The organism is Acinetobacter genomosp. 15BJ (assembly GCF_000400715.1).
Lineage (GTDB): Bacteria > Pseudomonadota > Gammaproteobacteria > Pseudomonadales > Moraxellaceae > Acinetobacter.
The window spans coordinates 331,783-355,178 of sequence record NZ_KE007347.1; the positions used below are offsets into that span (position 1 = coordinate 331,783).

Sequence of the window (23,396 nt, forward strand, 5' to 3'; positions counted from 1 at the left end):
AAGTGATTTCATATATTTCAATAAAAATATTGTTTTAGGTGGGAGGTGGATAGAGTAATATAAGTAATAGAAAAATTTTAAAAAAATGGGTTAATAATTATATGGTAATTTTTTATAAAAGGTGGGTTATGGTTGAAATGAGTTGGGTAGGGCCGATAATAAGTGGATTGGTCAGTATGTTAGCATTCTGGGGGTTGAGTTTTTTTCATGAAGATAAGGTGGATAAAATTGAAAATATAAATTATTTATATTATGGTAAGGCATTTAAGTTTTTTTTGGGTTTTGGTTGTTTTTCTTTCTTTTTTCTTTTGTATGTGTTTTATAAGACCCATAATTTTTTAGGTTTTTTGTTAGTATTTATTTTATTTTTTATTGCTTTTTTAATATTAATTTATAATGTTTTTTTTGTAAAAATTGGTTATGATAATGAATTTATATATTATAAAAGCCCTTTTTTAGGGTGTAAAGTTGAACCATGGAGTAAGCTAACTAAAATAGGATGCTCAAATTTACTTCAATCAGATTATATGGTTGTTAGAGATATTGGTAGGATTTGGTATTCATATATATTGAATGGGTATGAGGAATTTAATGGTTTTTTGGAAAATAGAGTGCAAGAGCTTATTTTGGAAGAGTGGTTATTAATAACTTTAAATGAGTTATTTGAATCAAGAGGTGAGTTTTCACATGTAGCTGAACAGGCCCTTAATTCTATAAATTTAGATAGCCATATTGTTATTAATCTTGAAAATGAAATACCTGCAAAGTATGTAACTAATCTATATAGATTTAGAAGAGAAAATAATTTAATAAATGTAAATGATTCGGAATATTTTGATTTTTCATTAAAAAATATAGAGAAAGAGGGTGGGGATATCTATACTTCTTTTATAAATAATGAAAACAAAATTTATTTAATTTTCACAAATGATGATGGAAATGTTGTTGGTCTGTTTTCTTTAATAAATGAAAATTTTTAAATATTTTTTCTTTTTAAGTAGAGTGGTTTATATAGTGATGTAAAATATTTATGAGATTAAAATATTGTAAAAGTAAGGCCATTCCTAGAGGTGATAATGCAACAGCAGAGGCACATACTGGTGGTAAAACTACATCAAAATTCACCTCATGGACAACGGATATAAATGTAGCTAGACGTTTTGCAACAGAAGGAAATTTTGGTAATGGTGTTATTCTCCAGAAAAATATTTTAGAAAATACAATGATAAGAACACGAATTCAATTCTATTTGATGAAAGTGAAGTTTTAATTAAAGGAACTGTAAAAGGAGCTAGGGTGATTCATAATGTTACCAAATAATTTTAATTCTCTGAACATCTGGTTTAAAAAACCTAGGGTATAATACTAAAGGACCACTATCTAAGGAGAAAATAAAGAAAATATATAATATTATATTGTCTTGGATGGAGAGTGATTTAGAGTTTGGTGGTGGAAATGTATTGTATACACCAAAAAGCCTGATTTCTTTACTTAAGATTAGAAGTCAAAGTTCAAAAAAAGCAATAGGATTTGAGGAAGCTATTCATTATCTTGAAAAAATGAATAATGATACTCAAATTACAAATATGAATTATATTAGGAATAATGATGATAGCTTGCTTTGGTTTTTTTTGATAAGAATGAAAATGTAGTTTCATTGGTTTTTATTAGTGAAAAAGTCGGTTGTAATCGTTAAAGTTTTTGAGTAAAACACGCCTAATACTTATTAACTATGTCATTTAAACATAAGGAAATGGTTGGATAGTAAAGTTTATAACTATTTTAAAATCAACTATAGTTGTTATGAAGGTAATTATTTCGGTTAGCTGTAACAGACGTAACTCAATTAAATAACTGTTTTAACTATTTTACACCTATAGCCGGTTTGCTGATTCTTTCAATCCTCCAATCTGATAGTACAGAAAGGAGGGGCAATTGTTGTGAAGTTTATTGATCATATTTTTTGCTTTGTTAATGAGAAATCAATCAAGATGACCCATCTTTCACCTAAATAGCTGAGTTGGTTGTTGGGAATCTTTTGAATTGGCGATATGTAATGGCACACAGAGGAGTGATGCATCGCAAAACTGTCTAGAATATTCTTTAAAGTGAAGTGCGTATAAATATTCTCAGCATTTAAATAACTGTTTTAACTATTTTACACCTATAGCCGGTTTGCTGATTCTTTCAATCCTCCAATCTGATAGTACAGAAAGGAGGGGCAATTGTTGTGAAGTTTATTGATCATATTTTTTGCTTTGTTAATGAGAAATCAATCAAGATGACCCATCTTTCACCTAAATAGCTGAGTTGGTTGTTGGGAATCTTTTGAATTGGCGATATGTAATGGCACACAGAGGAGTGATGCATCGCAAAACTGTCTAGAATATTCTTTAAAGTGAAGTGCGTATAAATATTCTCAGCATTTACATCTTCTAAGCGTTTATTCTTTTCGCTGGGGCTGGCAATGTAATTCTCTCCGCCAGTAATGTTGCTGCTTCGATAGAATAGGTGGGCAAAGGTAAATGGCTTACCATCCTGATGGAAACTATCAGGCATATTGATTCCTAAGTTCTGCACATCTGAAGTCAATTTAACGAAATGTATGCCGACATAAATTGGCAGATAATATTCCTTTAACCCAAAAGTAAGCGCATAGTCTTCAGTAATTAATTGATTCAGATAGTGAGACAGCTTTACATTTTGACTCAGTGCATTGAAATAGCGAATCGAATCCTGTCCAGATGTAATATTTCCCTGATCATATCCTGAGAGTTCCTGATCATCTTCAGACAAGGTTGTGGGTAACCAAATTGGTCTGATCTGTTTTTCCCAAGGGAGGATTAAGGCATTGCCATAGCGTATAAAGCGATGATTCTCAGCTGCTGAAAAGGGATCTTGTTCTAAGGCTTTGAATTCTCTTGCAATGGTTATCTTTGACTCAATATCGATGTCCGACGCTTTATATTGAATAAAGCCATTTTGTCGCAAACTCTCTTTGAGTGTTGAAAATTTAAAATCGTAGGTGAAAGGTGATTGATAACTTGAAAGTATGTCTTTAGTTGCTAGATTTTCTTCTACTAACATGAGCGGACCTTTTATCAACTTGGGTATTTAATAGTCTAGATAAAATATTTAAAATTTGTTAAATTCAAATATAATTATTATTAATAATCATATGTTTTAATATAACAAACGGTTAATTTTATATGAAATACAAAAGCTTGCTCGAGCGTTAAGGTTTTTTTAATAATTCTCTCAAAATATGTCGGAAGGTTTAGGCGTTTGTTTTAATTTTTATTGAATGTATTTATCTGTTTTCTATGTAGGGAATATTTTATTTAGGTTATCTGTCGATTTTATTATATTTTAATCATTTATTTAGATGGCTGTTGATTAGGTTAAGTTTTTTTTCGAGATTTATAGCGTAGTACAGTTTTCTCGTGCTACTTAAAATTTTTAATCATTTTTATCTTATATTATTTTACTAAAATAGAAGCGTTCTCTGTTTTTTTGATATCCATACATATGCTTTGCTGCAGTAAAGAATTTAACTGTTTGAATTAGATATAAATCGAATCATCCAAATTTCAGCAAAGCTTAGCAAATAATAATATTTCATGTGAAATTTCAATCAGCATAGACTCATCCTAAGATAAATAACAACAACGTATTTATCAAAAGAATCAATTTTTCATTCGGATGTTTTCTTTGGATTGGCAGTATATACAGAGTGTGCTGCCGCAGTTCTATGCGGCAACCCTCATGACCTTAAAAATCTCCTTGATTGGTATCGTGTTATCTATTTTATTAGGGCTGATCTGTAGCGTAATCAGCACTTATCAGGTTCGAGTACTCAATAAAATTGTCAAAGTCTATATCGAGGTTTCCCGCAATACACCCTTGCTCATTCAGCTATTTTTTCTTTACTACGGTTTGCCTAAGATCGGGATCAAACTCGATGGATTTACCTGTGGTGTGATTGGTCTGACTTTTTTAGGTGGCAGCTATATGGCAGAAGCCTTTCGTGCAGGCTTACAGTCAGTTGCGCAAGGGCAGATTGATTCTGCTCGAAGTGTGGGTCTCAACGCCGTGCAAGTCTTTCAGTATGTGGTGTTTCCGCAAGCATTGTCATTGTCTATTCCAGCCATTGGTGCGAACTGCTTATTCTTGATCAAAGAAAGCTCCATCTTGAGTGCCATTGCAGTGGTGGAACTCCTGTTTGTGACTAAAGACTTGATTGGGATGGATTACAAAACCACAGAGGCTTTATTCCTATTAATCATGGCCTATCTGATTATCTTGTTACCTGTATCAGCTTTAACGAGTTATTTGGAATACCGTAGTCGGAAGGTGAGCCATGGGACTTGAGTATTTATTTCAACCGAGCCATGTCGAACGTTTGCTGTATGGCTTGCTGCAAACCATCGAAATTGCATTTCTATCCGTGTTTATATCCGCCATTTTCGGAACAGTTTTTGGGGTAATCATGACCTCAAAAAATATGCTGGTCAAAATTCTGTGCCGTTTCTATCTGGAAACCATACGAATTGTGCCAATCCTCGTCTTATTGTTTGTTTTCTATTTTGGTTTCGCAACGTGGTTTAACTGGCAGTTGTCATCGTTTTGGGTCTGTATTTTTGTATTTACCTTGTGGGGAACTGCGGAAATGGGCGATCTGGTACGTGCTTCGATCACCTCAATTGATCAGCATCAACGTGATTCGGCCTATGCAGTGGGCTTGAATCATATCCAAGCTTTAACATATGTGATTTTCCCGCAAAGTTTAAAACGGGTAACACCTGGTGCATTAAATTTGTTTACCCGAATGATTAAAACCAGTTCATTAGCTGTACTGATCGGGATGGTGGAAGTCTTAAAAGTGGGGCAGCAGATTATTGAAAACTCATTATTGACTGTACCCAGCGCATCGCTGTGGATTTACGGTTTCATCTTTATTCTTTATTTCCTGATTTGTTATCCATTATCGCTTTTAGCAGCGCATTTAGAAAAAGTGTGGGAGAACGCATGACTTTGTTATCGATACAGCATTTACACAAGTTTTATAAACAAAGTCATATCTTGCATGGCATTGATCTGGACGTACAACAAGGTGAAGTGGTGGTGATTTTGGGACCATCAGGTTGTGGAAAAAGCACTTTGCTACGCTGTATGAACGGATTAGAACCCATTCAAGAAGGTGAAATTCAGCTTAAAGATGTGGGGGTGTTGGGGCAGGACTTGCCGTGGGATAACGTGCGCCAACAGATTGGGATGGTGTTCCAGAACTATGAATTATTCAAGCATATGAATGTGATTGATAACATCTTGCTGGGTCCTCTAAAAGCACAAAAACGCCAACGCGCAGAAGTGGAACAGCTGGCTGATCAATTGTTGCAGCGCGTGGGATTACTGGATCGTAAATATGATTATCCCTCCAATTTATCGGGTGGTCAGAAACAGCGGATCGCCATCGTCCGTGCTCTGGTGATGAAACCGAAAGTGATCTTACTGGATGAAATTACAGCAGCTTTAGATCCTGAAATGGTGCGGGAAGTGCTAGATGTGGTGCTGAAACTGGCACAGGAAGGTATGACCATGTTGATTGTGACTCATGAAATGGGTTTTGCCCGCAAAGTGGCGGATCGCATTATTTTTATGGATAAGGGCAAGATCATTGAACAAAGCTCGCCAGAAGCATTTTTTCAGCATCCGCAGACGGAACGTGCAAGAACCTTTCTCAATATTTTGAATTATTAAAAACGATAAGAGGATTTTATGAGATTGAATTTAGCAATTGGGCAACAGCACTCTTTTTCAAAAACAAAAATGTTTGGTCTGGGCATCACTTGTGTGTTGATAGTTGGAGTGTTGACGGGTTGTAATCAACCCGCTTCCTCTGAACCCAAAACTACGGCACAAGATACTTCACTGGAACAGATTCGGAAAAATGGTGTATTGCGGGTTGGTGTATTTGCGGACAATCCACCTTTTGGTTATGTCGATAGTGCAGGCAAAAATCAGGGCTTTGATGTGGCACTGGCTAAGCGTGTCACTCAAGATTTACTGGGTGATGAAAATAAAATTCAGTTTGTAGTGGCTGAAGCCGCCAATCGGGTTGAGTTTCTTAAATCAGGAAAAGTTGATGTGGTTTTTGCCAGCTTTTCTGTGACACCAGAACGGCAACAGGTGGTTGATTTTTCCGAGCCTTATTTAAAAGCATCGTTAGGGATTGTCTCTCCAAAAGCCAAAGCCATTACTGATGTTAAAAGTCTTGAAGGCAAAACCTTAATTGTAAATAAGGGCTCAAGCTCGGAGATTTATTTCAGTAAGAACTACCCCAAAATTCATTTATTGAAATTTGGTCAAAATACCGATGCGTTTAATGCACTGATTGATGGTCGGGGCGATGCCATTTCACAAGACAGTACCTATGCACTGGCATGGGCAGCCAAGAATCCGAATTATGTGGCGGGTATTCCACAAATTGGTAACGAAGATTTTATTGCAGCGGGCGTGAAGAAGGGCAATACCCAATTACTGCACTGGCTCAATGATGAAATTAAACAGCTCAGAACGACAGGTGAAGTTCAAAAGATTTATGACCAAACATTGAAGCCGATTTATGGCGAAAAAGTGAATCCGAATATCTTTTTGGATGTTGATATCCCCAAGCAATAACAGATTTTTATAACGTTAAAAATAGGTGAACGTATGCAAACAATAACATTTTCAAATATTCAAAAATTACTGTTGGCTTCTATATTTAGTTTAGGACTGACGGCGTGTAATAAAAATCCACAGTCAGCAGAGAAACCGGCTGAGTCCTCAACGCAAGTCTCCAGCATTGAACAGATCAAAAAAAATGGAGTGGTGCGTATTGGGGTGTTTAGTGATAAGCCACCGTTTGGTTATCTAGACGCACAAGGTAAAAATCAGGGCTTTGATGTTGAAATAGCCAAACATGTGGCCAAAGATTTATTGGGCGATGAAAATAAAGTTCAGTTCGTACTGACAGAAGCGGCCAATCGAGTTGAATATCTGAAAGCCAATAAAGTCGATATTATTTTTGCCAATTTCACCGTGACACCTGAACGTGAACAAGTGGTGGATTTTGCCAAGCCTTATTTAAAAGTCGCCTTGGGAGTGGTGTCACCTAAAGACAAGCCGATTACCGATCTTGCGCAATTAAAGGATCAAACTTTGCTCGTCAATAAAGGTACAACAGCCGATTCATTCTTTAGTAAACAGCACCCTGAAATTAAGTTGCAAAAGTATGAGCAAAACACAGAAACTTTTGATGCTTTAAAAGATGGTCGTGGCGTGGCATTGGCCCATGACAATTTGTTGGTCTTAGCTTGGGCAAAAGAAAATCCAAATTATACCGTGGGTATCACTAATCTCGGTGAGCAGGATTTAATTGCACCAGCGGTACAGAAGGGCAATAAAGAATTATTGGATTGGTTAAATCAAGATTTGGAAAAACTAGCCAAACAAGGAGTCATCCATCAAGCTTATGAAAAGACTTTAAAACCTGTTTATGGTGATGGTATTCCTGCCAAAGATTTAATTATTGAATAATCTTTTTTCAATTGATTTAAAAGCCAAGCAAGATTAAATCTCGCTTGGCTTTTTTGTGACTACAAATAGATGTGTATTACAAAGTATAGACAGTGGTCAAAAAATTGCCGATTAGAATGAAAAAAAACACAGAGAAAAAGCAGATGCAAACCACAGAAATAGATTTTATCGTAAAAGATAGCATGACTGCATTGGCGTTTTATGAGCGGGTTTTTGAGGTTGAAAGAATCGAAGTCGGTGATTTTGTCGTTGGACAAAATAGTGTGATTATGAGTATTCATGGGGTTCATTTTCATATGCTGGATGAAAACCCTGATTTCCAATTGCTGGCACCTACCCGAGAAAGCTATATCCCGATTTGGTTTAATATTACCGTCACAGATATAGAGAAAACATTGCAGCAAGCGGTTGATGCGGGTGCTGCTGTCATTCAGGCGGTACATGATATGCCTAAAATGGGCATCAAAAATGCGATGTTTAAAGATCCGTTTGGCTATATGTGGTTATTACATCAGGTACTTGAAATTGTCGATTATGAAACTCGGGCTCAGCTATTGGAGCAACAAGGTTTTCAGCGTAAATCCATGTAAAATAATGTGATCTCATACAGCAAGCCTGCATATTTGTTGATGCTTGCTGTACTTCACTTATCTTTATTCTAAAAAGACTTGGTCAAGCTAAACACTGCGGCAGTTTTAACGCCTTTTTTATTGCTGTCGGAATAACCAGAGGTATCAAGATCGGTTCCAATCGCAGCCAGTTCCGCACTTAAGTTCATCGGTTTGTAATTATAATTCGCAGCAATTTTCCAATCGATAAAATGATCTTTAGGATCTCCTCCATAAATTTCTCGGCTTGCTTTGGAATAGCCTAAGCTCGCAACGGCACCAAAGTGGGTTTCGGCAATTGGAGTGCTATATAAAAGGTTAAAATACCAATTATTAACATTTTCACCGACGTTTTGGCGAATTGCTTTGCCGCCGTATTGAGGGGTATAGCTGATACTCGGTGTAAAGCTATCACCATCGTTCAAAGCGCTATTGATGATCATTTTGAGATAGTATTCATTATAATTTAAATCACTTTTGCCCACATAATTATAACGCAGCATACCGATATCAAGTGTAGGTCGGAAGTTCCCTAAGCTAATCGGAGCCGTATAGCCAATAAAAGGATCCAGTTCTAAGTGTGCTTCATCACCAAAATCGACATTTGATGCGAAAGCTGCGGCATAGAATCCTGAGGAATGATTTAAAAGAAAGTTGCCTTGAAACGCTGCATCATTTTTGGTTTGAGTTTGACCACGCCAGCGATATTCACTGGCCAAAGCGACATTCCCACTCAGAACTAAATTCGATGTTGCGGGCTGATCTGATGCAAATGCATAATTTGATGAGCAAGCTGTAATCAAAACCAATAATTGATAAAAACCTTTCATAACATCCTCAGAAGATGAGTTAAATTTAATATGAGGTATGTTAGATTTTAATTTGTTGATAAATAATAAAATTATCGTAAATTATGCATAAATAAAGCATAAATTTTTAACGCATATTTTATAGGCTATGGATTTAGTTTTAATACTTCTGTGGTACTGGTGCTTAAAAGATTCCCTTCATTTGAGGTGGGTATCATCAATGGAACAGGTTTTTCTGTTGATTTTTCAATAAGGACAGAATGCGCTTCATTTTTCCCAAATAGATATTGCTCACCCCATTGACGTAATGCAACCACGATAGGGAATAGCTGCTTTCCTTTATCCGTCAAAACATATTCTTGATAGGCTGTGCCATCAGACGCGGCTCGCATTTCTAGAATTTCAGCATCAATCAATTTATGTAGTCTGTTGGACAAAATATTACGCGCAACACTCAAACTACGTTGTAGATCACCAAAGCGATGTATCCCATCCATCACATCTCGAATAATCAGCAATGACCAACGATCTCCAATCACATCAACACAACGTGCAACAGGGCAAGGTTCATCTAGGGAGGTTTTATCTGGTGACATCTCATTCTCGGAACAGGTAGATCAAGTTAGTTGCATTTTAAAACTAGATGGCTTATGGTTCAACTAGTTTTAATTTGAAACTAGCTTGGCTCTGCGATGAATAGTCCCTGTACATCTGCTTTATCACAAAATGAAAAGCATCTTTTAATCCAGTCAAAAAAATTGCCAACCCGTTTAGTGTGGTTATTTGCAATTGCAAGTGGACTCAGCGTTGCCAATGTCTATTATGCGCAACCATTGCTCGATGCAATTGCAACGGATTTGGCTATCAGTTATGCAATGGTTGGTAGTGTCATTCTCGTGACTCAAATTGGCTGTGCGATCGCTTTATTATTGTTAGTCCCATTGGGTGATCGAGTCGATCGCAGACGTTTAATGTTATTACAGCTATTCGCACTCGTGGTTGCATTGACTGCTGTGAGTATCACTAAAACGACTCTAGGCTTATTTGTAAGTATGTTTACTGTTGGCATGTTAGGGACCGCCATGACACAGGGACTGATTGCCTATGCTGCAAGTGTTGCCGAATCACATGAGCGCGGATATGTCGTAGGTACAGCACAAAGTGGCGTGTTTATCGGATTGCTATTAGCACGTGTTTTTTCTGGGGGCGTGAGCGATTTAGCTGGATGGAGGAGCGTATATTTTTGTGCGGCAGCACTGATGCTGATGATTGCATTCCCACTTTGGAAATCCCTGCCAGTACGATCTAATACACAGAACACGCTGGGTTATCCTCGCTTGATTTTGTCAATGTTAAGTTTGCTTTATCAAAATAAGCTATTACAAATACGAGGCATATTGGCGTTGCTGATGTTTGCAGTGTTTAATATTTTTTGGAGTGCATTGGCATTATTGTTGAGTTCTCCTCCTTATCAGTATTCACATACAGCAATTGGTGCATTTGGTTTGGTTGGGGTTCTGGGTGCATTAATGGCTACAAAAGCTGGACGATGGGCAGATCAAGGCTTTGCGCAAAAAACCAGTGCTTTTGCATTGCTCGTCATCTTGTTGTCTTGGTTGGTATTCTCTCAAATTGAATACTCAATTGTGGCATTAATCATCGGTATTTTATTACTTGATCTGGGCGGGCAAGCTTTACACGTTACCAATCAAAGCATGATCTTACAAACTGAACAGGGCAATCAAAGCCGCTTAATTGGACTCTATATGTTGTTCTATGCCGTAGGCAGTGGATTGGGAGCAATCAGTACAACCATCACCTATGCAAAAGCGGGATGGTATGGCGTTTGCCTACTGGGTGCCTGCGGAAGTCTAATGGCATTATTATTTTGGTACTTAACACGGCATGTTAAATAGTCATTAGACATTGTGTAGAAACATAAGGTTAATCAAGAGATATTGGAATTAGCATCAACATATTGATTTTTTATAATAAATTACTCGATTCCAACAACGGTCGTAATATACGCCGTTGTCATGAGAATCAAAAAGCCCAAAGACATTTCAAACAAAATGGCATAGCCCAACTGTTTTGCAAATCGAGGTTGTTGTAAACGCGGGGTGAAATACCATTTATTAAAAGCTGCTAATAATAAGATGCTGATCACAAATAACAGTTTAATGATAAAACCTTGTCCATAAGGCGTGGCGATGAGGCTATCAAAATCCTTAAACAAGAGCAGAGCTATGCTGACGCCACATGCAATTAAAATCACCACAATAAATGCCGCAATCCGCCCAAATAAATGCATAGACTGTTTTAATGGCAGTCCACTTATGCGGTGGCTGGTTTTCCATAATGGGTACAGTGATCCCATCCAGACAGACATTAAAAGTACATGCACAGTCAATAAAAGCTGAGCAAAAATAGAGAGATTGGTGACATGACCCAGTTGAGAAAAACTATATACAATAAGCACTAAGGGTATAGTGAAGAGAATTTTCTCAAAGCTTTTGATATGGGTACTTTTTTGATGGAGTTTAACCAATAACAGGGTAAGTATTAGCGCAAAGCTGACAATACGAATCAGATGAGTATGCCCCGTTGAGGTATTCAGTACAATATTGATATAGGTCAAATCAAACATGCCGAAGAGGCCAGTGTTTGCAAAGCTACCAATCAAAAGTAAGAAAGCTAAAGCGCTAGAGATCAATCCTAACACTGCACCAAGTGTCATATATTGGACAATGGTACTTTTTATTGCACTATAACGGCCTAGTAGGAAATAGCAGAATGAACCACCAATGACCATAATCATGCCGAGATAAAGGCTTACTTTGTTGAACCAAGCGGCAAACATCCAGTATTCAGACATTATTTTTATTCCTTTGTATGAATAGCTCACCAACTCATGCTGGAGCTACTAAGCTATTCATAGATTTTTTAATGGTATTTGCCTTATTTCAAGGTGAAGCTATATTCGCCATTCATGTTATGGCCATCTTTGCCCATGGTGCTCCAAAGCACGGTATATTTGCCTTTTTTTAGTGTTGGCAGAGCAACATCAAAGGTTTTTTTCAGGTCATGGCTGACTTTATAATTCAGTGGTAGTTCTCGGCGTTGTTCATCTAAAACTTGAATCTTCATTAACATCACCTCATCAGCAAAATTAAGGCTTAAATTTTTAGGTTGGGTTGAAACTGTGGTATTTGCAGCGGGTGTGGCACTGATCAAGCTCACATGTGCAAAGGCTGTTGATGTGGCGATGGTGAGGGTTGTACCGACGATCAGGTTGCGTAGCATGGTTTTACTGTTTTGCACAAAACTCATTTCTTATCCTCTTTGAAGCATGATGTATGGGAAATGGCACAATCAGCACCATCTGGTTTCATGTTTGATTATCCAAGCTGCATCAGTACTTCTGAACGACAGGAAAATTACGTTTTTGTCATTTTGAGGGTTGCATGTTTGGCTTGAGGCTACGAATCACAATAGGCAGTGCAAGCAGATAAATTATGACCACACTCAGCCAGATTGCACCCGGCCATTTAGCTTGAAATTGAAAATACAGCGTAGAAAACAACAGGGGGGCAAACATTGAGGCCAAACTGATTGTCGATGCAATAATGCCTTGAAACTGACCTTGCTGTTCAGGTGAGACTTTTTGTGAAGCCAAGGCTTGTAAAGAGGGTGTACCGATACTGCCTATGGCGAAAAGAGGCATGATGGCAAAAATGATCCAGCCTTGCTGAGCAAAGGCCATGACCCCTAAGGCGAGACAAGTACAGCTCATCCCCACAAAGACAGTGTTGCGATCACCCAAGTATTTTGAGGCATGTTGAGGAACAAGAGCCTGAACCAACATTTGGCATAGACCAAACATCCCTAAAGAAAGACCGATCCAGAAGGCATTCCATTGAAAGGCTGCATGCCCCCATAGAAATCATGCGTAAATTACTCGATGAGCAGATTGATGCAGGTGTGATCAACCTGATTAAGCTTGAAAGTGGGCAAACAGTTTATGTGGCCAGCACCGTGTTAGAGCAGGAGCCGAACATCCAAACGGAGGTTAAAATATTGTCTCCGTTCGATAATCTGGTCATTCATCGTGAGCGTTTAAGTAGCTTATTTGGATTTGATTATCGTATTGAATGTTATGTGCCTGCAGCCAAAAGACAATATGGTTATTTCTGCTTACCGCTGCTTTATGCGGATGATTTTGTGGGGCAAATTGATTGTAAAGTACATCGTCGTGAAAAGAGATTAGAAGTGATTAGTTTGCATGTGCAAGAGGCTAAACTGCAGGATCGAGATTCATTTTTGCTTGCACTAAAGCGAGAATTACAGCGTTTCGCTCAGTTTAATCAATGTACGAGTATTGATTTAGATAAGATCAAGATGGGATAGGGCGAGTAATCAATCTTTGATGCTCGCCGTTTTGTCTCAATAGTCACTTCGCTTTAGAACGCTGCGAGTCCTGTTTGGGCACGACCTAAGATCAAGGCATGCACATCATGCGTCCCTTCATAGGTATTCACGACTTCAAGATTAACCAGATGACGGGCGACACCAAACTCATCACTAATTCCGTTTCCGCCTAACATATCTCGCGCCAAACGGGCAATCTCCAAGGCCTTGCCACAGTTATTGCGTTTAATCAGAGAGGTCGCTTCAACTGAGGCAATGCCGTCATCTTTCATTCGACCAAAACGAAGGGCAATCTGTAAACCGAGCGCAATTTCTGTTTGCATGTCTGCCAACTTTTTTTGAATCAGTTGGTTGGCGGCCAGTGGTTTGTCAAACTGCTTTCGATCCAGTGTGTATTGGCGTGCAGTATGCCAGCAAAACTCGGCTGCACCCATGGCGCCCCAAGCAATGCCATAACGGGCACTGTTTAAACAGGTGAAAGGACCTTTTAAGCCACGCACTTCTGGAAATGCATTTTCTTCAGGAACAAAGACTTGATCCATCACAATTTCACCCGTAATAGACGATCTTAAGCCGACTTTGCCGTGAATTGCAGGGGCAGAAAGCCCTTGCCAACCTTTTTCTAAAATAAAGCCACGGATCGGGCCGACATTTCCTTCAGGCGAAAGTTCTTTGGCCCACACCACAAATACATCTGCAATTGGGCTGTTGGTAATCCACATCTTGGCGCCAGTTAAACGGTAGCCACCTTGTACTTTTTTGGCGCGACAGGCCATACTGCCTGGATCTGAACCATGATCTGGTTCGGTTAGGCCAAAGCAGCCAATCCATTCACCTGTCGCAAGTTTGGGTAAATATTTTTGCTTTTGTTGTTCAGTCCCAAATTCATGAATGGGAACCATCACCAATGAGCTTTGCACACTGGCCATTGAACGATAGCCCGAGTCAACACGTTCAATTTCACGGGCAATCAGACCATAACTCACATAATTTAAGCCTGCACCGCCATACTGTTCTGGGATAGTTGCACCTAGTAAACCTAACTCACCCATTTCTCTAAAGATATGCGGATCGGTTGTTTCATGGCGGAATTGATCAAGCACCCGTGGCATTAACTTGTCTTGGCAGAATGCATGGGCTGTATCACGAATCATGCGTTCTTCTTCGCTCAGTTGTTGTTCAATTAAAAAAGGGTCATCCCAGCGAAATTCAACACGGCTCATTTTTATTCCTTCATGATTGTTCTAGCAAGTTCTTATCATTTTCTCGGCTGAGCTGTTTGGTAAACTCAGCTTAAGTCGAAATACTTTAACTTATTTGGGATGTGCTGCAATTAAATTTTAATCAGCTGACCAAGCATCTCCTTAGAAATTGGATCTGCTCAGTCAGTGATTTATTGGTGCTTAGACTTTGTTAGTGAGATCAGCTGACAACTCATCCCAGCGTTGGTTTGCGACTTGCATGGCCTGCATTTTGATATGTCCAAAACCACGGACTTCAGCAGGCAGTTCGGCAATCTGTTCTGCAACAATCAAATTATAGCTATTTGGTGATGAGATTAGGGTTTCAACAAAGGTGATATAACGGTCTCGCCATGCCTGTTCATGTTGGCGCTCTTGCTGACGAGTAAATGGATCGAAGAAGCTTTCTCTTAACCATTGTAACCGTGCCAGCAACATCATTGGAAAACGCATCCAGTAGCCAAAGATTCGTTTACGTACATTGGTCCCCAGTGTTGGTGGCGCGAGATGATAGGATAAACGTACATCACGACCAAATTGCGATTCAATCGACTGTTTAAAGTTTGCACCTGTCAGTAAACGTGCCACTTCATATTCATCTTTATAGGCCATGACACGATACAGTTGGGTTGCGATGGTTTTTGCCAGTGCTTCAGGCAGCAATTTAGCAACCTGTTCCAATAACATTCTATATTGATTGGCATAGGCTTCATTCCAATAGTCTTGCAAACGTAAAGTGCGATCATTGATCAGTTCAGCCAGTGTTTGCGGCGCATTACTTTTTGGCAAGCTGTCGAGTAAACGGGTAATTAGGCTCGGGTCACTGGCTAGGTGGCATCCAATACGGAAGGCTTCTAGGTTTTTATCAATTGCTGTGCCGTTGAGTTGAATGGCTTTTTCAATACTTTCACGTAACAGTGGAATTTGCCCTGATTGCCATGCCATCCCCAAGAGCAGTTGATTGGCATAGATGGCATCACCTAGAACCTGTGTTGCGATCCGTGCCGCAGGTAAGGAGAGCAGATTTTCTTTGTGGACACGACCACGCAGACGATCAATTAAATCATGAATCGGTGCATACCAGTCACGTTTGTTAATAAAGTCAGAGGTGGGTGAACCATCTTCATTGACGATCACCATCGCATTGGGTTTTAAGCGGGATAGCGCGGCATTACTGCCCGCCACAATGGCATCGGCACCAATCAATAGGTCACATTGATGTTCTGGGATTTTGGTCGATGAAATTTGCGCATCATCTGCGGCAATTTGGATATAGGAATATACCGTACCGCCTTTTTGCGCCAGTCCTGCCATGTCCATGACGCGGGTGGCTTTACCTTCCAGATGCGCGGCCATGCCCAGTAAAGCCCCAACGGTGACCACACCTGTGCCACCCACACCACCGACCATAATACGATTCGGTGTATCAACAAGTTGAGGAATGAAGGGGCGTTCAGGCCAACCTGTGGCAAAACCTTCAAACTTGGCGGGGCGTTTCATATCTCGGGTATGCACGGTGACAAAGCTTGGGCAGAAGCCTTCGACACAGGTGAAGTCTTTATTACAGCTGCTTTGATTAATCTGACGTTTGGTACCCAAAGCAGTTTCTACTGGTTCAATCGACAGGCAATTTGATTTTTTAGAACAATCTCCACAGCCTTCACAAATGTCACTATTGATGTAGAGACGTTCAGCAGGGTCAGGATAAGCATCACGTTTACGGCGACGACGTTTTTCACTAGCACAAGTTTGCACATAGATTAAAGCGGTCACCCCAGAAATATCACGTAATTCACGTTGTACTGTATCGAGGTCATTGCGATGACGGATTTCTACATGTGGTGCAAGATGTTCTTCGGCATGAATCAGCTCAGGTTCATCAGTGACAATTACTTGTTTTTGAATGCCTTCTGCATCGAGTTGGCGAGTCAGTTGCGCAACACTCAAATGTCCATCGACATGCTGACCACCGGTCATGGCAACCGCATCGTTATAGAGAATTTTATAGGTAATGTTGATGTTTGCTGCAATGGCTTGTCGAATCGCCAGATAGCCTGAATGGAAGTAGGTGCCGTCACCGAGATTGGCAAAAATATGCTTTTCATTGGTGAAATGTGAGGCACCCGCCCAACTCACACCTTCACCCCCCATTTGCGAGAAGGTTTCAGTGCCGCGATCCAGTGACACCGCAATATAGTGGCAACCGATGCCGCCCAGTGCACGACTGCCTTCTGGTACGACAGTCGAGGTGTTATGCGGACAACCGCTGCAGAAATACGGTTTACGCTCGGCCAAATCCAGTACGCGGCGTGATTCTTGCTCAGCTTTATGCAGTAAATCGACACGACTCTGGATTTGCTGTCTTAAACTTTCAGGCAAATCTAACTGTAAAAACCGTGCTGCCAACATTTTAGCAATCGGTTCAGGTTGGAACTCGTAATGCCCAATCAGCGGTGCTTCTTCAAATGAAGTACTCCATTCACCTTTACCATGAACGGCTTTGCCGATCACATGTGGACGTTGTTCATCAGGCAGGGAATACAATTCGTCTTTAATTTGTGCTTCAAGAATCGGACGCTTTTCTTCGACCACAATCAGCTCTTGTAAACCCTCGGCAAATTCACGTAGACCTTGCGGTTCTAAAGGCCAGATCAACCCAACTTGATATACCCGCAGACCAAGTTGTTGCGCTGTTTCATTTTCAATGCCGAGAATGCGCAAGGCTTCAATAGTATCCAGATAGCCTTTACCACTGGCTGCAATACCAATACGGGCATGCTCACACGGCCATGTGATCTGATTCAGTTGATTGGCGCGGGCATAGGCCAGCACAGCAGGTAAGCGATATTGATATAGCCGTTGTTCCTGTTGGATGCCATGATCTGGCCAGCGGATATGGATGCCATCGGCAGGTAGCTCGATTTCTGGTAAAACAGGTGTGACACGATCTAGATCGACAATGACCGAAGCCGAAGTCTCAACAATCTCACTAACCAGTTTCATTGAGGTCCAGACCCCAGCAAAACGTGACATGGCCACGGCATGGACACCCAAATCGAGAATATGTTGCACCGAAGTTGGGTAGAAAATTGGAATGCCACAACCCATCATCACATGTTCGGATTGGTGGGGTACGGTCGAAGATTTACAGGAATGGTCATCACCAAACAGGGCAACCACGCCACTATGTTCGGCAGTTCCTGCAAGGTTGGCATGGCGGAGTACATCACCTGAGCGGTCTACACCCGGGCCTTTGCCATACCACCATGAGGTGACACCATCATATTTGCCCTGACCTGCGAGATTGGCTTGTTGTGTGCCCCAAATGGCAGTTGCTGCCAGGTCTTCATTGATACCGGGTTGAAAGACGACATGGTGATCTTTAAGTATGCTTCCAATTTGCCAAAGGAAATTGTCATAATTCCCAACAGGGGAACCGCGATAACCTGAAATGAAGCCAGCAGTATGCAACCCGTTCAATTCATCACGGCGAGTCTGTACTAGAGGTAACCGAACCAGTGCTTGTATGCCTGTCATGTAGGCCGAACCGTGATCACTGAGATATTTATCATCCAGTGATACATCTTTAGTAGCGATCATTTTTGAAGTAACTTTTGTCGCTATATTCATTTATGTCTCCTTAGAATTGTGTGTAGTTTTGACTACTTTCTTTTTTCAACATCCGGTTGAATATTTGGAGTAAGTACATATTTAAAAAAAGATTGATCAGCGGCGTTCGCTAAAAAAACTGCTCAATCAATGTACATATTTGTCATTGTGGTTGATCCAGACTGGTGCAACAATGCGTAATTTAGAAAAAGATATTTACGTTATGCGCAAAAATCTTGATGGTGGATTGTTACATGCCATGCATGCCTTCCTGAAAGTGATTGATAGCGGGAGTTTCACGGCTGCTGCTGAACAGATGGAACTGACAACTGCGCAAGTTTCGCGATTAATTAGCGAATTAGAGGGGCGTTTAGGTACAAAACTACTACAACGATCAACCCGCCAGCATGCCTTGACCGAAATTGGGGCAAACTATGCCGAGCAGTGTCGCCAAGTACTGGCGATGGTCGAGGAATCCGAAGCACAAGCGATGGGAATGGCAGCCAGGCCACAAGGGCGGTTACGGGTGTTGAGTATGGCCAGTTTTGGCCATCATTATCTGGCACCGATGATGGCGGAGTTTTGCCAAAGCTATCCTGAGCTTACAGTGGAGTATCGCACCTCACAGAATGTGCCTGATTTGTTAGGTAAGGGCATTGATGTCAGTCTATATCTCACCGAGTCATTGGCAGATTCACGATTTGTGGCACGTCGAATTGGTACCATCTTCTCGGTGTTATGTGCATCACCTGCATACTTAGAAAAGTATGGGGAACCTCAATCCTTGGATGATTTGCAAAAGCATGCCTGCTTACGCTTGGTCAATCCCTCCATTACGCCGCAATGGCATTTGGTCAGTGAAAACAGCTGTTCTTATCAGATTGATATTAATGGGCCGTTGATTGCCGATACCCCTGAGTTGTTGCTGGATGTGGTACAACAGGATATGGGCATTGCATTATTGCCGACCTTCTCATCGATTGATGCAATTCGGGCAGGGCGACTGCGTCGTATTTTACCTGCTTGGCGATCACCTGATATTGGGGTGTATACCTTATTGCCATCGCGTCATTTTGTGGATGCAAAAACACGGACATGGCTGGAGTGGGTCGAGCAACATATTTCGCCAAAAATCCAAATGGATACGGATTATTTTTTATAAAAATTTAAATGCTCCTTACAAAAAGGATCAAAAGAATAAGGATTAAAATAAAAAAAGTAGAAAATGCTTCTTTAGAATAGAGGCATTTCGTACAGAGATGAATATTATATTTCAATAAATCGCATAGACGAGTTTCGTCCCACTATCGACATGGAACGAGAAAAAGGTGAGACCTAATGAGTTGAGTAAGCTTGATTGATTAAGCTTATTGTCAAATGATGAGTGAATCCGAATCTAGGTGTAACTAAGCACACTTTGTCTGCCAATATGCATTCGCATAGTTAGATAAGCTTTTTCGGTTTAAGACATGGCTAATATTTTGGCTGGCTTGCATCAGTTTTTCTAAATCAATCCCCGTTTCAAAGCCCATATGCAACAGCAAATAGAACAGATCTTCGGTCGCAATATTGCCTGAAGCACCTTTGGCATAAGGGCATCCACCCAAACCAGCCAGTGAAGAATCAAATACACGAATGCCTTGCTGTAAGGACTGGTAAATATTGGCAATCGCCATGCCGTAGGTATTGTGAAAATGCCCTGCCAAAACGGTGCTATCAAGTTCAGCTAGACAAGCTTGCCAAACTTTTTTGACTCGATCAGGTGTGGCGGTACCGATGGTCTCACCTAAAGAAACCTCATAGCAACCCATGTCATACAGTCTTTTAACCACGGCTACCACTTGATCAGGTGCAATCGCACCTTCATAGGGACAGTCCACGATACAAGAGACATAACCACGCACACGGATATGCTGCGCTTTGGCAGCATTGATGACATCGCTAAATTTCTCAAAACTCTCATCAATCGAACAATTAATATTTTTACGGGTGAAACTTTCAGAAGCTGCGGTAAATACCGCAACCTCCTTGCATCCTACCGTCTGAGCAGCCTCAAAACCTTTGATATTTGGGGTAAGCAAACTTAAATTCAGATCGCTACCTTGTGGGAGCTGTTTGAACAGTTCATCACTTTGTGCCATTTGCGGCACCCATTTGGCAGATACACAGGAACCGACCTCAATCGATTTCAGGCCAGCATCAATCAAATCGTGAATAAAATTCAGGCGTTGTTCGACGGTCAACGCCTGTTTTTCATTTTGCAGGCCATCTCTGGGTCCAACTTCCACGATTTTGACAAATTCACTCATGCAACTTCCTCCTGTAAAGGCTGAAATTCCACCAGTTCATCGCCAGCTTTGACCTGATCACCAACCTGAAAATAGGCATCAACAATCACGCCATCTTGTGGTGCTCGGATGGTGTATTCCATTTTCATGGCTTCAAGCGTCATTAAGATATCGTCTTTTTTGACATTATGATTTGCGCTGACTAGAACCTGAGTCACCACACCCGGCATTGGTGCTTTGAGGTGGCCTTGATCTGTTTGACTATCTTCTTGATGGTAATCTTGGCGAATATAGGCAAATTTATGGCTTTGCCCAGTATTGAATAGGGTAATGCCTTGTGGACTCTGGTTAAAAGACAGTTTCTGTTGGGTGCCATTGATATGGATCACCGCTGTGTGTGCATCCAATAATTGTCCAGAAATCTGGTAACTTTCGCCGTTATATTCTGCATTAAAACCGTGTTCAGCCGAACTCAGCTTGATGTGAATATTCTGATCTAGATAGTTCAGTTTGATGGTTTGCTTAAAGGCGATATTTAAACGCCATAGCGGTTGTGCTTGCCATAACTGTTTTTGGCTAGAGCGGTTGTGATTAAGTTTACTTAAAAATTCGATAAAGGCGGTGGCAACAACCAATTCAGGTTTAATCTGTTCAGGCTGGAACAAGAAATCATGTTCACGTTGAATCAGATTGGTATCCAGTTTGGCCTGTTTAAATGAATCACAGCGTACAATCTTTTGCAGAAAGGCAATGTTATTCCCCAAGCCATCGACATGGAATTGACTAAGCGCGTGTTGCATTTGGATCAAAGCCGCTTCACGGTTTTTTCCCCATACAATCAATTTGGCAATCATTGGATCGTAATAGGTGGTGATTTCATCACCTTCTACGATACCGCTGTCAACACGGACAGACTGGTTTTGCGTTGGGTAGTGTAGATAGTCAATTTTGCCGATGGCAGGTAGGAAGCCTTTTTCGGGTTCTTCGGCATAGATACGTGCTTCAAGTGCATGACCATGAATCTGTAATTGATGTTGCAGTTTTGGTAGCGGTTCACCATCGGCGACACGCAGTTGCCATTCCACCAGATCTTCACCGGTAATCATTTCGGTAACGGGATGTTCAACTTGCAAACGGGTATTCATTTCCATGAAATAGGCGGTACCGTCTTGTTCCACAATAAACTCAACCGTACCCGCACCGACATAATCCACCGCACGGGCAGCATCAATCGCTGCTTGACGCATGGCATCCAGTTTCTCAGTAGGCATTTGTGGTGCAGGTGCTTCTTCGAGTACTTTTTGATGACGACGTTGTACCGAACAGTCTCGTTCAAACAGATGCACATAGTTCCCATGCGTGTCACCAAAGACCTGTACTTCAATATGACGTGGCTGAATCACATAGCGTTCAATTAGGACATCGTCATTGCCAAAGCTAGACTTGGCTTCACGTTTACACGAAGCTAAGGACTGTAAGAAATCTTCACTACGTTCGACCAAGCTCATACCTTTACCGCCACCGCCAGCACTGGCTTTGATCAGTACAGGATAGCCAATTGCATCGGCTTGCTGTTTTAAAAAGTCGGCATCTTGATTGGCTCCGTGATAACCCGGTGTTAAAGGCACACCTGCTTTTTCCATTAAGGCTTTAGAGGTGGCTTTGAGACCCATGGCTAAAATCGCATCCACGGGTGGGCCAATAAAGCAAATATTATGTTGCTGGCAAGCTAGGGCAAATTGGTCATTTTCAGACAGGAAACCATAACCAGGGTGAATTGCTTGGCTGCCAGTATCAATCGCTGCCTGAATAATACGATCCACCTGTAAATAGCTTTGTGTGGCAGGGGATTGCCCAATATAAATCGCTTCATCCGCCATTTTGACATGCTGTGCATGGGCATCTGCATCTGAATACACCGCAACCGTTGCAATACCAAGTTTTTTTGCAGTACGAATCACACGGCAGGCAATCTCGCCACGGTTCGCAATTAAAATCTTTTCAAACATTGTGATCGTCCTGAATTGTTGTTATTGGGGAGTGGAAGTCCACGCAGGTTGTTGTTTATTTAAAAAGGCATTCAGACCTTCTTTGGCTTCGCTGCCTTGACGAACTTGAGCAATATGCTGTGCAGTCTGCTGGAGTAAATCATCACTCATTGTTTGGTGGCTGACCATCTGAATCAACTGTTTCGATTCAGCCTGAGCCTGTGGCCCACCGAGCAGCAATGCATCAATGATTTCTTGAACTTTTCGGTCTAAGTCTTCGGCATCTGCCACTTCATGGGCCAAGCCAATCTGTTTGGCTTCCCGTGCTGAAATTCGTTCAGCAGTTAAGAAGTAGCGAGAAGCCTGCCGAGCACCAATGGCACCAATCACATAGGGACTGATGGTGGATGGTGCAAGACCGAGTCGAACTTCCGAGGTGGCAAATTTGGCGTCAGTACTGGCAATACAAATATCACAAGCCGAGGCCAAACCCATGCCACCACCAAAGGCAATACCATGCACACGTGCAAGCGTCGGTTGCTTTAAGGTCGCGAGTGTGTTTAGCATTTGCGCAAGTTTGAGCGCATCGGCTTCATTCTCCGCTGAAGAGGCTTGACCCGCCTGTTTCATCCAGTTCAGATCGGCACCTGCTGAAAAGCTTTTGCCACGTCCAGCCAAGACCACCACACGCACATCATCACGCTGATTTAAGCTGGTAAAGCAGGCATGTAATTCTTCAATCACCGTAGTATTAAAGGCATTGTGCAGTTCTGGTCGGTTTAGCCAAACATAGGCCACTTGACCGTGTTGTTCCAGTTGTAAAAATTGATAGCTCATAGACACC

The 23,396-nt window shown here is 41.0% G+C and carries 19 protein-coding genes and 3 pseudogenes; 11 read left to right on the forward strand and 11 right to left on the reverse strand.

Annotated elements, in window-relative coordinates:
- The first annotated feature begins 128 nt into the window (after nt 1-128).
- Both F896_RS12440 and F896_RS12435 read left to right on the forward strand, forming a co-directional pair.
- The gene (locus tag F896_RS12440) at nt 129-980 is read left to right on the forward strand and encodes a hypothetical protein (RefSeq protein WP_016163234.1); all 852 of its coding nucleotides are present in this window, start codon (nt 129-131) and stop codon (nt 978-980) included.
- A gap of 50 nt (nt 981-1,030) precedes the next feature.
- Nucleotides 1,031-1,270 (forward strand): hypothetical protein, encoded by a 240-nt coding sequence (locus F896_RS12435; RefSeq protein ID WP_016163235.1) that lies wholly within the window; start codon nt 1,031-1,033, stop codon nt 1,268-1,270.
- Nucleotides 1,271-2,244: 974 nt separating this feature from the next.
- On the opposite strand, the gene F896_RS12425 is transcribed toward F896_RS12435, so the two are convergent.
- A complete protein-coding gene (locus F896_RS12425; RefSeq protein ID WP_016163237.1) occupies nt 2,245-3,087 on the reverse strand; it encodes a 2OG-Fe dioxygenase family protein in 843 nt (280 codons plus the stop codon).
- A gap of 624 nt (nt 3,088-3,711) precedes the next feature.
- Between F896_RS12425 and F896_RS12420 the strand changes: the two genes are divergently transcribed.
- The 6 genes from F896_RS12420 to F896_RS12395 all read left to right on the forward strand — a co-directional run bounded on the left by F896_RS12420 (nt 3,712) and on the right by F896_RS12395 (nt 8,171).
- Nucleotides 3,712-4,371 (forward strand): amino acid ABC transporter permease, encoded by a 660-nt coding sequence (locus tag F896_RS12420; protein ID WP_032812646.1) that lies wholly within the window; start codon nt 3,712-3,714, stop codon nt 4,369-4,371.
- Entirely contained in the window at nt 4,361-5,032 is a 672-nt protein-coding gene (locus F896_RS12415; RefSeq protein WP_016163238.1) for an amino acid ABC transporter permease, read from the forward strand. The genes F896_RS12420 and F896_RS12415 overlap by 11 nt, the downstream gene beginning before the upstream one ends.
- Entirely contained in the window at nt 5,029-5,760 is a 732-nt protein-coding gene (locus F896_RS12410) for an amino acid ABC transporter ATP-binding protein (protein ID WP_016163239.1), read from the forward strand. The genes F896_RS12415 and F896_RS12410 overlap by 4 nt, the downstream gene beginning before the upstream one ends.
- A gap of 18 nt (nt 5,761-5,778) precedes the next feature.
- Nucleotides 5,779-6,681, forward strand: coding sequence for a transporter substrate-binding domain-containing protein (locus F896_RS12405; protein ID WP_016163240.1), 903 nt, complete (start codon nt 5,779-5,781; stop codon nt 6,679-6,681).
- 33 nt (nt 6,682-6,714) lie between these two features.
- Entirely contained in the window at nt 6,715-7,581 is an 867-nt protein-coding gene (locus F896_RS12400; RefSeq protein ID WP_016163241.1) for a cysteine ABC transporter substrate-binding protein, read from the forward strand.
- A gap of 143 nt (nt 7,582-7,724) precedes the next feature.
- Nucleotides 7,725-8,171 (forward strand): VOC family protein, encoded by a 447-nt coding sequence (locus F896_RS12395; RefSeq protein WP_016163242.1) that lies wholly within the window; start codon nt 7,725-7,727, stop codon nt 8,169-8,171.
- Nucleotides 8,172-8,239: 68 nt separating this feature from the next.
- Here the strand turns inward: F896_RS12395 and F896_RS12390 are convergent, their stop codons facing one another.
- Together F896_RS12390 and F896_RS12385 are read right to left on the reverse strand one after the other, a co-directional pair.
- Entirely contained in the window at nt 8,240-9,019 is a 780-nt protein-coding gene (locus tag F896_RS12390; protein WP_016163243.1) for a TorF family putative porin, read from the reverse strand.
- A 125-nt stretch (nt 9,020-9,144) separates the two neighbouring features.
- Nucleotides 9,145-9,594 (reverse strand): winged helix-turn-helix transcriptional regulator, encoded by a 450-nt coding sequence (locus F896_RS12385; RefSeq protein WP_016163244.1) that lies wholly within the window; start codon nt 9,592-9,594, stop codon nt 9,145-9,147.
- A gap of 96 nt (nt 9,595-9,690) precedes the next feature.
- On the opposite strand from F896_RS12385, the gene F896_RS12380 reads away from it, so the two are divergent.
- Complete coding sequence (locus F896_RS12380; protein ID WP_016163245.1) at nt 9,691-10,914, forward strand: MFS transporter; 1,224 nt, start codon at nt 9,691-9,693, stop codon at nt 10,912-10,914.
- 80 nt (nt 10,915-10,994) lie between these two features.
- On the opposite strand, the gene F896_RS12375 is transcribed toward F896_RS12380, so the two are convergent.
- The 3 genes and pseudogenes from F896_RS12375 to F896_RS0119740 form a co-directional block, all read right to left on the reverse strand.
- Nucleotides 10,995-11,873: a copper resistance D family protein gene (locus F896_RS12375; RefSeq protein ID WP_016163246.1), complete on the reverse strand. Its 879-nt coding sequence runs from the start codon at nt 11,871-11,873 to the stop codon at nt 10,995-10,997.
- A gap of 83 nt (nt 11,874-11,956) precedes the next feature.
- A complete protein-coding gene (locus tag F896_RS12370) occupies nt 11,957-12,328 on the reverse strand; it encodes a copper resistance CopC family protein (RefSeq protein ID WP_016163247.1) in 372 nt (123 codons plus the stop codon).
- Nucleotides 12,329-12,446: 118 nt separating this feature from the next.
- Nucleotides 12,447-12,938 (reverse strand): annotated as a pseudogene (locus F896_RS0119740) (MFS transporter); the annotation flags it as partial.
- On the opposite strand from F896_RS0119740, the pseudogene F896_RS12365 reads away from it, so the two are divergent.
- Nucleotides 12,938-13,405, forward strand: a pseudogene (locus tag F896_RS12365) (DNA glycosylase AlkZ-like family protein); the annotation flags it as partial. The pseudogenes F896_RS0119740 and F896_RS12365 sit on opposite strands and share 1 nt — an antisense overlap.
- Before the next feature lie 53 nt (nt 13,406-13,458).
- Here F896_RS12365 and F896_RS12360 read toward each other — a convergent pair.
- A complete protein-coding gene (locus F896_RS12360; protein WP_016163250.1) occupies nt 13,459-14,649 on the reverse strand; it encodes an acyl-CoA dehydrogenase in 1,191 nt (396 codons plus the stop codon).
- A gap of 180 nt (nt 14,650-14,829) precedes the next feature.
- A complete protein-coding gene (locus F896_RS12355; protein WP_016163251.1) occupies nt 14,830-18,297 on the reverse strand; it encodes an indolepyruvate ferredoxin oxidoreductase family protein in 3,468 nt (1,155 codons plus the stop codon).
- Nucleotides 18,298-18,499: 202 nt separating this feature from the next.
- Between F896_RS12355 and F896_RS12350 the strand changes: the two genes are divergently transcribed.
- Nucleotides 18,500-19,438, forward strand: a complete 939-nt coding sequence (locus F896_RS12350) for a LysR family transcriptional regulator (protein WP_032882353.1) — start codon at nt 18,500-18,502, stop codon at nt 19,436-19,438.
- A gap of 244 nt (nt 19,439-19,682) precedes the next feature.
- On the opposite strand, the gene F896_RS12345 is transcribed toward F896_RS12350, so the two are convergent.
- The 3 genes and pseudogenes from F896_RS12345 to F896_RS12335 form a co-directional block, all read right to left on the reverse strand.
- Nucleotides 19,683-20,585 carry a hydroxymethylglutaryl-CoA lyase gene (locus F896_RS12345; RefSeq protein WP_016163253.1) on the reverse strand — a complete coding sequence of 301 codons (903 nt, stop codon included), beginning with the start codon at nt 20,583-20,585 and terminating at the stop codon, nt 19,683-19,685.
- Nucleotides 20,582-22,573: an acetyl/propionyl/methylcrotonyl-CoA carboxylase subunit alpha gene (locus F896_RS12340; RefSeq protein WP_016163254.1), complete on the reverse strand. Its 1,992-nt coding sequence runs from the start codon at nt 22,571-22,573 to the stop codon at nt 20,582-20,584. The genes F896_RS12345 and F896_RS12340 overlap by 4 nt, the downstream gene beginning before the upstream one ends.
- A pseudogene (locus F896_RS12335) lies at nt 22,555-23,389 on the reverse strand (enoyl-CoA hydratase/isomerase family protein). Before F896_RS12335 ends, F896_RS12340 begins: the two are co-directional and overlap by 19 nt.
- Between the last annotated feature and the right edge of the window lie 7 nt (nt 23,390-23,396).